Here is a 13,311-nt window from a genome sequence, read left to right as displayed (position 1 = left end):
TTATACATCATTTTCTGGTTTTTTAGCTTTTACCATACCAGGCATAGTAAAAACGTATAATAAAAACAACTCTGTAAAAGATATTATTTCTTCAGCAAACTCTCTTGTTACTGGCTCTTCCTCATGCGCAGATTCATTACCGTCCTCACGTATAATATGTGCCCAATCTTTTAAGTCTCCTGTTATTAACCCATCACTTTCTAAGGATTCTATCCTTTTATAAAGTGATCCCTGACTTTCAGGGTGAATTTTTTTAACTGACACCTCTAGTACTTTTCTAGACATCATGGATGCTGAGTCAAAGTTTTCAGATCGTAAAGCTGAGATGGCTTGAGAGAAAAAATTCTGAACATTATCGGGTAAAAATTCTGGGATGCTAGTTTCTATTTTTCGAGGGTATTCTCTAATGGTTCTACAGTATTGGTTATTTTCTATATTCCCATCAATTTCTTTTGGAGATCCATTAATTCGTTTTGAATTTCTGCAAAATATCCTCCATGGCAACCATTGCATCGAAATGAGGTTAACCACACATCTGAACCATGTTTCTGTATTGCAGAGATGGCGCTAAAAGCCATTGATTTAGTTTCGCAATGAGGACAATTTCGTTTTATGATGCCCATATTTGATTCAACTCCATTGATGTATAACGCCTTACTAATGGGCGCATAAATGCTTGGCTAAAATTAGCGACGAAGGAGCACAAGCCAAGCGTTTTGCGTCCTTTTGAGTAACTTGTTAGAGTTTCTGAAACTCTTTCTCGAAATCTTTTTGTGAGCCGTGAAAAGGAACCTCCTCTACACGGTGATTTATAGCCTCGCCATTCTCGTTAAAATCTAAGAATATATAGTGAATCATATTCATTTCAATTTCTTGAGCTTTATCATCAACATAAACGGTACGTTTATGGCTTGAACCATCTACAAGTGAATCAGAGTGCATAAACATAACATTCAGGTTGGAATGTTGGTGCTGGAAGGAATAACTAGCATTAACCTTAATTAGTTTAATCTCAACATTTTCAAGTTCAGGGAACGTTGACCTAATGTAATCACCAGATTTTATGGCGAGTGTATGGTGATTAATCTCAGCTAAACCTTTCCAATTTATCTTGTCAGATACATTTGCATCGAAAGAAGCAACTAATGCTAAATGAAAAATAAATAACCAGAACTTTTTCATTAATCTTCCTTGAAACTCTAACGCTTAATATAACTGGAAAATACGAGCGCTTTTGCAACGAAGTTGCAGCGAGTAGTTTTCCAGTTGATGTTTTTGTTAGTTCTCATTCTTTAATCAACACCCATCGCGCGGTTTTTAGCCACTTTTTTAAACAGGCAATTTCTTCCATACAGCCTAGTTCATTTAAAACCGACAAATACTGCTCTTCATTTGACGTATACATAACAAATGCATCTCCTTCGCTATCAAATTGAACAGATGCAAAATTTGTATTTGCTCTCACTACTTGCTCTATAGATGGGCCATTGCCGCTGAAACCATAAGCTTTAAACAATTCTATGAATGATCGTTTACCATCCTTTAAATCGATTTCCACTGGGATCGAAATTGAAAAATAGGTCTCATCAGAATATATGATTGGGGGGTAATATTTTGTAACGTCAGGGTTAGCCAGTGGACGAATCCAATAGAACACGAACAATATGATTAATATGCAAACTACAATTATTTTCAAAATGTTCATCCTTGAGAACTAACAGCCCGCATAAGTGGCGGATAACAGTTGGCTAAACTTAGCGAAGAATGAGCGCCAGCCAACTGTTAGACGTCCATTTTTTAATGCGTTTGTTAGGTGTACCTTATTGACTGTACTTTAATTTTCCTAACTCTTTTGCTTCAGTAACCGCTTCAACACCATCATCAAAAAGTATTTTACCTAATATTTCCTTACTTCTTTCCGCTGCCATTTTCGAATATTTGTTGCCAATTTTTTCAGCGACGTAGCACCACGAATAAGCTTCTTTTAAATCCAAAATTTCTTTTGTAGTTGATAGGGAAACACACAACCCGAAAGGAGCATGTTCATATTTGAATTTCGCCGATTCAAGTATAAATTCTAGCCCCAATTTAGGGTTAAATTCTTTTCTTTCTTCTTTAAATAATTCAGTGCCAATCACAAACAATTGTTCAGGTGTATATTGACTCTTATCTATTGCGAATACATTCAACGAAGCAATGCACAAAGCTAGAAATATACACGGTCTCATTGGTACTCCTAACGCCGCATTAAGCGGAAAATTAGAGTTGGCTAAAATGTTTGAGGAACGAAAAACAGCCAACTGTAAATTTTCCGTTTGAATGCCTTGTTATACGTTTAGTCACTACTACTTATTTGATAATGTCTTTCTACGTTTTTAGTTACATCACCCCATTTAGATGATTTAACTCTAGCTTGATGGATATCAAAGGCTGTTTGATTGATGAACTCTTCGTAAACAATAAATTTATTGTGATTGCTTTCATCAGGTGTGACAGTAAAAATTAAACAACCAGCCTCTTTTAATGTGAGACTTTTATGCGTCACCAACTCTCGTTTTACTACCTCAAGATCTGAATCGGGTACGACTATAAAACCTTGCAATATAACCTTTGCCAACACTGAACTCCTGAAACGTATAACAATTTTGTCTACGACATTTGTCGCTTTATAAACCGACAAATGTCCATATATTACAGTGCATTTATCTTAACCATCAAATAAACACCTGTAAACAATTAGTTAACTGGAAATTATTATTATCCAATACATAAATACACCGAAATGGTGGAGATCAGTAATATTGGACAAAACAACAAACACTGTCTATATATACAGTAAACTTTTACCAGAGATTCATATCATGAAATCACCTTTTTTAACTATGATAGCCGAACAAATGTATCTAAAACGTTATGCTAAAAGTACTATTAAAGCGTACTTATACTGGGTAGCTTCGTTTATTCGATTTAACTCAATGAGGCACCCAACAACGATGGGAGATAATGAGGTCGAACTTTTTTTAAATCACTTAGTCAATCAACAAAATGTTGCTCCTAACACTCAAACACAAGCTTTAAATGCGTTGAGCTTTTTATTTAAAGAAGTGATTAAAAAGCCACTTTCATTATCATTAAGTTTTGTTAAGAGCAAACGAGCAACTAAACTACCGGTAGTTTTAACGCAGCAAGAAATAAATAATTTTTTTAAAGTGTGGTATGCGATTAATGGAGGTACTGCGTTTACGAGTACACGATATTGACTTTGACTATAACTGCATTCGAATTTGGGATGGCAAAGGAGGTAAAAACCGTGTTGTAACGCTTGCAGTAGAGCTCATACCGCAATTACGTTCTCAAATACAATTAGTTGATAGTTATCTGCAATTAGATCTGAAAAACCCCTTATATAGCGGCGCTTACATGCCGCATTTGTTACGTAAAAAATATCCAAACCATAACAAACAATTAGGTTGGCAATATTTATTTTCATCACATAAATTAAGCATTATCCTGAGAGTAAGCAATTGAGGCGTCATCACATCGATGAAAAACAATTACAACGCGCTGTTAAAAAGCCGCTTTTGATGCACATATTAATAAACACGTTACCCCACATACTTTGCGCCACTCATTTGCTACGCATTTGCTACAAAGCGGGGCTGATATACGCACAGTACAAACACAACTAGGTCACAGCGATGTGCGTACTACGCAAATATATACTCATGTATTGCAGCAAGGCGCTAACGGAGTTATTAGCCCTTTTTCAAGATTATAAGCATCTCTTTTTAATCATTTACGCATACATATTCGCTTTAAAGCCAATACCGCTATCTATCTCTACTTTAAAAAACACATAAAAAAGCCCCGCTTGGTTTTAAACAAACGAGGCTCCACACTAATTTTTTAACCATGAATAAAAGCGCCGATACTGCGGGCGCTTAGCATCATTGAATTTTATTGATTAACTACACTTTTAAGTGGGTTAACTGGCTGTGCGTTGTCATCTAGTAAGTTCATATCAAAGTCGAACTCATCTACACGAATCGCTTTTTCACGCTTTTTGTTGTAATCAACTAATTGCGCGTGCTCAGCCGCGGTAATTACGTTTGCCGCTAGTGCATTATCAAGCGTAATAGCAAAACGTGTACCTGGCTTAATTGTTTTAGCGCGCAGTGCTTTTTTAACTTTAGCCAGCTCACCAAGTGATGCCATTTTAGCTTTGTAAGCTTGTTCATTAATGTAATGACCATCGCCTTCTACTGGTTTAACTAAATGCGTAATTTGCGCTTTAAATGCAGTATCAAGCTGCGCTTGTTTAGCTAATTCGCGAATTAAGTCATCGCTAATTTTTGGCATTTTGGTTGAGTAGTTCATTGTTACAAAACGAATAAACTTACGAGTGCCACTTGCAGGGAAGTTATCTAAAAACTTATGCAGTGCTTCTTCAGCGCTTTGCAGTGCAAAACGAGTTGCGTAATGGAAGTACGGTGCTGCTTGCTCGCGCTCGCTGCTTGCTACTTTTTGCTCGTAATACTTAATTGATGCCATTGCCGCGTATAAAAAGCTCATTACATCGCCTAAACGTGCTGATAGCATTTCAGCCTGCTTTAACTTACCGCCAAGTACTAATAACGAGAAGTCGGCATACACTGCTAATTTTGCAGATAGTTTATGTACGGCTTTTTCGTATTCACGTACTTCTGGTAATGCTGAGTTTGCACTTGCAGTAAATGGTAGAACACCTAAACGGAACGCACGTAAGCTATTTGCTGTGCTGTAACCAATTGTTTTACGTAAAATGCCGTTAAATTCTGCATCAGCGCCTTTATCTTCACTATGGATAGATTCAACCATAGATTGTAAATATGGGTGACAACGCATAACACCTTGACCAAAAATCATCAGGTTACGAGTAAGAATGTTCGCGCCTTCTACTGTAATTGCAATAGGCTGTGCAACATAACCGCTTGCAAGGGTATTTTGCGGGCCATTTTGGATTGCTTTACCTGCTTGAATATCCATTGCAGAATCTAGCACGTCGCGACCAAGCTCTGTCATGTGGTATTTAGCTATTGCTGTAACAACTGATGGTTTTAAGCCCATGCCTAGGCCTTCAGTTGTAAGCACACGCATTGCTTCTTGAAGGTATGTTTTACCTGCAATGTCTGCTAGCTTTTCTTGAATGCCTTCAAACTGGCCAATTGCTAAACCAAACTGCTCGCGTACTGCTGCGTATTCAGATGCTGATTTAAACGCCACTTGTGATGTACTTACACCGAGTGCAGGTAATGAAATACCACGCCCTGCGCCTAAACAGCTAACCAGCATTTGCCAACCGCGACCGATGTTTTTCTGGCCGCCAATAATAAAGTCCATTGGCACAAATACTTTGTTGCCGCGTGTAGTACCATTATAAAAACGAATACCCATAGGATCGTGGCGGTTGCCAAGCTCTACACCTGGGTGATCTTTAGGAATAAGCGCACAGGTAATACCTAGATTTTCTTTGCCGCCTAGTAAACCCTCAGGGTCCACTACTTTAAACGCTAAACCAAGTACCGTTGCGATGGGTGCCAGTGTGATGTAACGCTTGTCCCATGTAATTTCAAGGCCAAGTACTTCTTCGCCGTTGTACATGCCTTTGGTTACAGTACCAATATCTGGAATACCGCCTGCATCAGAGCCCGCCTCTGGGCTAGTTAGCGCAAAACAGGGAATGTCTCTGCCGTTCGCTAGGCGCGGTAAGTAATGCGCTTGTTGCTCTTGCGTACCAAAGTGCAGTAATAATTCACCCGGGCCTAAAGAGTTAGGAACCATAACGGTCACTGCTACTGCAGAGCTTTTTGTTGCAATGGTTGCCACAATGGTCGAGTTTGCATAAGGGCTAAACTCTAAACCACCAAACGATTTAGGAATGATAAGCGAGAAAAAACGCTCTTTTTTCAAAAATTCTAATATGTCATCTGGTAAGTGAATACCGTTTTGAATAACTGAATCATCAATCATGCCTAGTAGCTCTTGTACTGGGCCATCTAAAAATGCTTGCTCGTCTGCAGTTAGGGTAGCAGCCGGCACGTCGCGTAGTGCACTAAAATCTGGCTTACCTTGATAGATAGAGCCCTCTAACCACACATCACCCGCGTCTAGCGCTTCTTGTTCAGTGATTGAAATACTTGGTAATACTTTTTTTAATTTTGTACGTAAACTCATGATTGAACTCATCCGACCAGATAAATAATACCTACATTACGTCATAAAAATCGGTTTAGATCAATTACTCTATTCAATTAATTAACAGTTTTTTCAATTTATTTTCTTTAAGTTGACGTAAACTGTTGAAACTAAAAGGCTTACACTTGTGCGCTGAAATGCATTTTTTAGCCGCAGTTATGCCTAAAAACATCAAATTTTATTTAGCCATAAAAAAACGCAGCCACTTGGGCTGCGTTTTTAAATTAAACTAGAGAGAGTTAACTGCTTATTTGCACTATGTGTTTGCCTGTAAAGCCACCCGCTATTTGATTGTTTAAAGCAGCACTTACAGACTCTGCAGTAAAATCAACCGCAGTTATTGCTGGTGTTTTAATATCGCCCGAAAGCGCGCCTTCAAGTAACAAATTGCCCATAAAACTTAAACGCTGTTGCGCACATAAACTGTTTGCAAGCCACGCACCACCAATTGAAACCACGCTAATATTAGGTGCTCGGCGGTACATTAAATTTTGATCAAAATGAGGCAATGGGTTTAAACACGCAATACGACCGCAAAAGCGCATTAATTCTATATTTCGCAGCGTTGATGCACCGCCCATTGTATCAATTACAGCATCAAAACCTTGTGGACCAAGCTCACGGCGAATTTTGTCGCACAGCTTTTTATCGTTGTAGTCAAAAACAGTATCGGCTCCTAGCTTCTTAACCAATTTGTGGTTACGTTTTGATGCAGTAGCAAATACATCAGCGCCACGTTGCTTAGCATATTGAATGGCAAACTGACCTACCGCGCCAGAGCCACCTTCAATTAAAACTGTATCACCTTCGGCAATTGCAATTTTATCTAAGCAGATAAGTGCTGCCATACCCGCGCAAGGTAATGTTGCCGCTTGCGCAGGACTGAGCTCATTGGGCACAACCGATACAGCAAAATTAGGTACTTTAGTGTACTCACTCAATACCCCTTGCTCGCCAATATTGGCATGCCACATTACTCGCTCACCCACATTGGGGAACACGCCTTTGTTAGCTTTAACCACCACACCTACAGCATCAAGGCCTAGTATGTGTGGGTATTGCCAGTTACAAAAGCCTGTTTTAGCAAAATGCGCATCCGCAGGGTTAAGGCCCACGTATTCCACCTTTACCAACAATTCGTTGTTGACGCAATCAGGTACATCCACTTCAACATCGTGTAAGCAAATTTGCTCATCGGGTTGAGGAAGTACAATTGCCCGCATTGTTTGCGGAATATCGTATCTATCTGACAGTTCAGTATTGCTCATTCAATTAACTCTACTTATTTTGCGCTGTTAAGTGCATAGCTCCATTGGCCATTAAATGCTTGATAAGCTTTAACTTTCGCAAGCAAAGCTGCAATAGTTGTATCAACAGCATTTTCTTGGGCTATTAAAACATCCTGACGCGCATCTAACAACTCTAAGTACGGTATTTGTCCCTCTTCGTACATGGCTTGTGCTTGTAAAAACGCTTTATTAGCAAAGTCAAAACGCTCATCTGCAAACGTTTTTTGTTGCTGTTGGTTGACCAACATTTGCAGTGAAAGTTCACTTTCAGTCACCCCACTTAATACTATTTGCTGATAGTCGCTGTAAGCAGCTTCACTTAAAAACTGCTGTGCGTCGCGCTGAGCAAGTAGAGCTGGATAACTTAATATTGACCACTGTAACTGTGGCGCAACTTGCCATTGATGGTCAGTATTTTTTAATCCTGTGCTGTCTATGCTCACCACGCCTGCAAAGGCCGATAAGCTAATGTCTGGCAGTAGCGCTTTGCTTGCAGCTACGCTCAAGCTATTAGCTTGACTAAAATCATAAAGTGCGCGGCTTATATCAGGGCGCAGTGCAATAGCTTCATTGGCATTTTTAAGCGCTACGCTAAAGTCGTGTTCAAGTATGTTTTGCTCATCGTTTATAGCTAGATCTTTGGTTAATTTACCACTCAGCACGGCCAGTGCCGATAAATCACTGTTTTTAGCATACTCTATAGCAGGCATTAGGGCTTCTTGCTGCCTAAGCTGTGCCATAGTGCGGTTTAAATCAAGCTCGTTAGCAACGCCTTCGTCTACACGTGCTTGCAATACGTCAATACTTTGCTCAAGTGCTTCAATTTGCATCGCAATGATCTGCTGTTTTTGAACATTGCCTTGGTAGCTTACAAAGCCTTTCACCACTGACGATACAACTTCAATTTGCAATAAACGCACTTGCTCGGCTTGGCTCATGGTTGATGCATTTGCGGCATCAACCAAGGCTGTAATTCGACCAAACAAATCAAGTTGCCAGTTAAGAGCGACATTTGCACTTGATTGGCGCTCATACACACTGGGCGCATCGCTTCGAGCTGCGCCTACTTCAACACCACCTTGTGGTAAGTATTGCGCTTTTTGCTCGCCTAATCTTGCAAGTGCACTTTTCAGCGTTAATTGACTCGTTTTTAAGTCGTAGTTATTAGCAAGCGCGCTATTAACAAGGGCATTGAGCTGCTCTGACTCTAGCTTTTGCCACCAGTTAGTTTCATCAGCTGTCGCCACATTGCTTGCAATATTAGCCTGTGCTACAAAATCGTTAATGGCATTTTGCTCACTGCGTGTATCTATTTTGCTTGCGCAACCAGATAAAGCAGCAGCTACTAACACAGCACTTAGCGTTAAGCGCGTTTTTACACGTTTAGTCATTAACTTAGTCATGCGATAACTCCTGCTCTTTTTGCTGCTTTTTAACAACTAACATGTAAAACACGGGGGTAAATAGTAAACCAAATACGGTTACCCCTATCATGCCTGCAAACACGGCGTTACCCATAGCGTGGCGCATTTCGGCACCTGCCCCCGTTGCAAGTACTAGTGGTACAACTCCTGCTGTAAAGGCAATTGATGTCATTAATATTGGGCGCAAACGCATACGACATGCTTCAAGTATTGCCTCTAGGTGCATTAATCCTGAGTCGTGCCTGTCCTTTGCAAACTCAACCATTAATATCGCGTTTTTAGAAGCCAAGGCCACCAGTACTATTAACGCTATTTGCGTGAATATGTTGTTGTCTGAACCGACAAGCCACACACCTAATAACGCAGAGAAAATAGTCATAGGTACAATTAATATTATTGCCAGTGGTAAACGTAAGCTTTCGTACTGCGCTGCAAGTACCATAAATACAAGCAATACAACTAACGGGAATACATAAACCATGGTATTACCGGCAAGTACTTGCTGGTAGGTTACTTCTGTCCACTCGTATTCAATACCCGTCGGTAGATTATCTGCAAGTATTGTTTCGATTGCGGTTTGTGCTTGATCAGAGCTGTAACCTGGTGCTGGGCTGCCGTTTAGTTCTGCACTTGGGTAACCGTTGTAATGCATTACACGGTCAGGCCCTATTGTTGGTGTCACCGTTAGTACAGAACCAAGTGGGACCATATTCCCTGCGCTATTACGTACTTTTAGGTTAAGAATTTGCTCAGGATCAAGGCGGTAATCAGCATCAGCTTGCGCATTTACTTGGTAAGTACGACCAAACATATTAAAGTCATTTACATACACTGAGCCTAAGTAAACTTGCAGTGCGTCAAATACTTCATCAAGTGGAATACCTTGAATAAGTGCTTGTTCACGGTCAATGTCTATGTCCATTTGCGGTACTTGAATACGGAAACTTGAATACATACCCATTAACGCTGGGTCTTGCTGAGCCTTACCAATAATAGTTTGTAAGCTGTTAAATAGCGCGTCGAAGCCTTTATTTGCTCTGTCTTCAAGTTGCAATTTAAAGCCACCGGTTGTACCTAAGCCTTGAATTGGCGGTGGCGGAAATACAGCTACAAATGCTTCATCAATGGCCGCAAAACGTTGGTTTAGCTGCGCAGCGATGGCCATTGCCGATTGGCTAGGGTCTGTGCGTTTATCAAAGCTTTCAAGTGGTGTAAATACAATGCCGCTGTTCGGGCTGTTAGTAAACCCATTTACAGATAAGCCCGGAAACGCAACGGTGTGTGCAACACCTGGTACTTCTAACGCTATTTTTTGCATTTTCGAAATTACATCTTCAGTGCGGTCTAAACTTGCTGCATCGGGTAGTTGCGCAATGGCCACTAAGTATTGCTTATCTTGTTTTGGAATAAAGCCACCAGGTACGGTATCAAACAATTTAATTGTACCACCCACCAGCGCAACATAGGCCACCATAACAATTACACTCATACGAATAAGCTTTTGTACAAGTTTTTCGTACCCTTTGGCACCACGATTAAATACGCGGTTAAATGGTTCAAACAACCAACGACCAAACAATTTATTAAGTAAACGAGTAAACGCATCTGGTTTTGCATCGTGCGATTTTAATAACAATGCAGCAAGCGCTGGCGATAATGTAAGTGAGTTAAACGCAGAGATAATAGTCGAAATTGTGATTGTAAGCGCAAATTGCTTATAAAACTGACCAGACAAACCGGTAATAAATGCTGTAGGAATAAATACCGCACACAGCACTAACGCAATGGCAATAATCGGCCCAGTTACTTCGCTCATAGCAACACGTGTTGCCTCTAAAGGCGAAAGCCCTTGTTCTATATTACGCTCTACGTTTTCAACCACAACGATGGCATCATCCACTACAATACCAATTGCCAGTACCAAGCCAAACAGCGACAGTGTATTAATAGACACACCGAGCCATTGCATAACCGCAAACGTTCCTATTAACGAAATTGGCACCGCAATCAATGGAATAATAGATGCACGCCACGTTTGTAAAAATACAATTACAACAATAACAACCAATACAATGGCTTCAAGTAGCGTTGCTATAACAGCATCAATTGAACCACGAACAAATACCGTAGGGTCATATACAATGTCGTACTCTACACCCGCAGGAAAATCTTGAGATAACCGCGCCATTGTTTCGCGTACTTGATCAGAGAGCTCAATTGCATTTGAACCTGGGCGCTGAAACACTGGCATTGCAAGTGCTGGCTGGTTATCGAGCTCTGCACGAAGTGCATAGGTATCTTGGCCTAAATCAACCCGAGCTACATCAGACAAACGCGTTAACTGCCCTTGTTCGCCCACTTTAATAATAACCTTTTCAAACTCTTCAACACTATTTAAACGCCCTTTTACGTTTAATAAGATTTGAAATTGGCTGTCGTTAGAAATTGGCTGTGCACCTAAGCTACCCGCTGCAACTTGCTGATTTTGCGAGCGCAAAGCGGCCACAACATCGGTTGCTGTAAGCTCACGCGCTGCCAATGCATCTGGGTTTAGCCACACGCGCATTGAATATTTGCCACCACCGAATAAACGAATATCACCTACACCTGGTAAACGGGCAATCTCGTCTTTAATATGAATGTCGGCATAGTTAGATAAGTACGCTGTATCGTGCGTTTTTTCAGGCGAGTATAAATGCACTACCATGGTTAAATCGGGTGATGATTTTTCGGCCACAACACCTAAACGCTGGACTTCCTCGGGTAAGCGTGGCAATGCACTGTTTACCCGGTTTTGTACTTGTACTTGTGCACGGTCTAAATCCGTACCTAACGCAAAGGTTACCGTTAATGTCATGCGGCCATCGCTAGTACCTTGCGAAAACATATAAAGCATGTTTTCAGTACCATTGATTTCTTGCTCAAGCGGCGTTGCTACAGTTTGCGCTATAACGGTAGGGTTTGCGCCTGGGTAATTTGCAGTTACTACAACCGTTGGTGGTACCACTTCTGGGTATTCACTTACAGGAAGTTGAAACAGTGATATACCACCAGCAATTAAAATAACCAACGACAGCATGGCTGCAAATATTGGTCGCTGAATAAAAAAGTGTGAAAATTTCATCAATAAACCTTATTGCTTAGCCATTAACTGGGCGTTGTCGCTTGACAGTGTAAAGGCAACCCCATCGGTATCAATTGTGACTGTATTAGGCGAAATAGGCATACCAGGGCCTACACGTGCTGGGCCATTTACCGCAATAACATCACCTTCATTTAGGCCTGATGTAACAGCACGTAGCGCACCATAGCGCTCGCCTACTTCTATTAACTTGTATTCAAGCACGTTGTTTTCACCCACGGTTAATACAAAGCGGTTTTTTAGATCTGTGCCAATAGCACGCTCAGGAATTATTACTTTTTCACTGACCTCGTTTGCTGCCAATTTAATGCGAGCAAAAGAACCTGCGCGAAGTTGATTATTGTCTTGTTCAAATACCGCGCGAACACGTAAAGTACCTGTCGCTGAGTTAATTTGGTTATCAATAAAATTAATATGGCCTTGGTAGGCAAACTCTTTTTGCCCTACTTTTTGCATAACAACGGTTTGGCGGCTTTGGGCGGTTACATCATTAAAAGCGCTATTCCATGTACGCTCATCAACATCAAAGTAGGCATACATTGCTTTGTTAGAGACAATAGATGTTAATACACTTTGCCCTGCTAAAACGTTATTACCTTTAGTAATGTTTGCACGAGAAATAATGCCATCAATTGGCGATACCACCGAGGTAAATTCTAAATCGAGCTTTGCAGAGGTAAGTTGTGCTTGCAGTGCTGCAAGTTGTGCTTCGCGCTGGCGAAGCGTTGAAGTACGTGCTTGCGCCTGCTCTGTAGAAATAGCTTTACGCTCTAATAATCGCATTGCACGTTTATCTTCACTTACAGCTTGTTCAAGGGCTGCCTCAGCGCTGTGAATTTGCGCTTCTAAACTTGCTACTACAGCAGCAAAAGGACGTTTATCAAGCTGAAAAAGCACATCGCCCTGCTTAACCACATCACCTTCTTTAAACTCAATGCTATCGATAATACCTGACACACGTGGCATTAACGCCACCTCTTCTGGCGACTCTAAGCGCGTAGTGTAGGTGTGCCAGCTTTGTACCGGCTTTATCAGTACAGGTGCAACATCGATAGGCTGCAATTGTTGTTGCTGAGCTTGAGGCGCGCTCTCATCAGTACAGCCCGCAAGTGATAATGATGCCGCAGCGAGTGCAGCAGCAATTAAATGTTTGTTCATGTAGACGCTCCTTTATTGATTAGCGTGCATATTACGGACTATACCTGCGGACAAAAACCATAGA

10 protein-coding genes and 1 pseudogene are annotated in these 13,311 nt (G+C 40.9%); 1 reads left to right on the top strand and 10 read right to left on the bottom strand.

The features are described 5' to 3' along the window. From CWC17_RS10520 to CWC17_RS10500, 5 genes are all read right to left on the bottom strand, one after another. Complete coding sequence (locus tag CWC17_RS10520; protein WP_138612814.1) at positions 1–531, bottom strand: DUF4145 domain-containing protein; 531 nt, start codon at positions 529–531, stop codon at positions 1–3. A gap of 207 nt (positions 532–738) precedes the next feature. Further along, positions 739–1,182 carry a hypothetical protein gene (locus CWC17_RS10515; protein WP_138612813.1) on the bottom strand — a complete coding sequence of 148 codons (444 nt, stop codon included), beginning with the start codon at positions 1,180–1,182 and terminating at the stop codon, positions 739–741. A 103-nt stretch (positions 1,183–1,285) separates the two neighbouring features. Beyond that, entirely contained in the window at positions 1,286–1,465 is a 180-nt protein-coding gene (locus CWC17_RS19435; RefSeq protein WP_138612812.1) for a hypothetical protein, read from the bottom strand. Positions 1,466–1,820: 355 nt separating this feature from the next. Then, a complete protein-coding gene (locus tag CWC17_RS10505; RefSeq protein ID WP_138612811.1) occupies positions 1,821–2,228 on the bottom strand; it encodes a hypothetical protein in 408 nt (135 codons plus the stop codon). A gap of 107 nt (positions 2,229–2,335) precedes the next feature. Beyond that, positions 2,336–2,620: a putative quinol monooxygenase gene (locus CWC17_RS10500; RefSeq protein WP_349654489.1), complete on the bottom strand. Its 285-nt coding sequence runs from the start codon at positions 2,618–2,620 to the stop codon at positions 2,336–2,338. A 241-nt stretch (positions 2,621–2,861) separates the two neighbouring features. On the opposite strand from CWC17_RS10500, the pseudogene CWC17_RS10495 reads away from it, so the two are divergent. Continuing rightward, a pseudogene (locus CWC17_RS10495) lies at positions 2,862–3,778 on the top strand (integron integrase). A 179-nt stretch (positions 3,779–3,957) separates the two neighbouring features. On the opposite strand, the gene CWC17_RS10490 reads toward CWC17_RS10495, so the two are convergent. The 5 genes from CWC17_RS10490 to CWC17_RS10470 all read right to left on the bottom strand — a co-directional run bounded on the left by CWC17_RS10490 (position 3,958) and on the right by CWC17_RS10470 (position 13,247). Next, positions 3,958–6,213: an acyl-CoA dehydrogenase gene (locus CWC17_RS10490; protein WP_138540200.1), complete on the bottom strand. Its 2,256-nt coding sequence runs from the start codon at positions 6,211–6,213 to the stop codon at positions 3,958–3,960. A 260-nt stretch (positions 6,214–6,473) separates the two neighbouring features. Then, positions 6,474–7,502 (bottom strand): zinc-binding dehydrogenase, encoded by a 1,029-nt coding sequence (locus tag CWC17_RS10485; RefSeq protein ID WP_138612810.1) that lies wholly within the window; start codon positions 7,500–7,502, stop codon positions 6,474–6,476. A gap of 14 nt (positions 7,503–7,516) precedes the next feature. Further along, positions 7,517–8,926: a TolC family protein gene (locus tag CWC17_RS10480; RefSeq protein WP_138612809.1), complete on the bottom strand. Its 1,410-nt coding sequence runs from the start codon at positions 8,924–8,926 to the stop codon at positions 7,517–7,519. Next, a complete protein-coding gene (locus tag CWC17_RS10475; protein WP_138612808.1) occupies positions 8,919–12,071 on the bottom strand; it encodes an efflux RND transporter permease subunit in 3,153 nt (1,050 codons plus the stop codon). Before CWC17_RS10475 ends, CWC17_RS10480 begins: the two co-directional genes overlap by 8 nt. A 9-nt stretch (positions 12,072–12,080) precedes the next feature. Continuing rightward, positions 12,081–13,247, bottom strand: coding sequence for an efflux RND transporter periplasmic adaptor subunit (locus CWC17_RS10470; protein WP_138612807.1), 1,167 nt, complete (start codon positions 13,245–13,247; stop codon positions 12,081–12,083). Positions 13,248–13,311: the final 64 nt, after the last annotated feature.

The organism is Pseudoalteromonas sp. S3785, from assembly GCF_005887365.1.
Classification (GTDB): domain Bacteria; phylum Pseudomonadota; class Gammaproteobacteria; order Enterobacterales; family Alteromonadaceae; genus Pseudoalteromonas.
The sequence above is the reverse complement of the archived record's forward strand: the minus strand, read 5'-3'. Positions and strand labels throughout refer to the sequence as shown.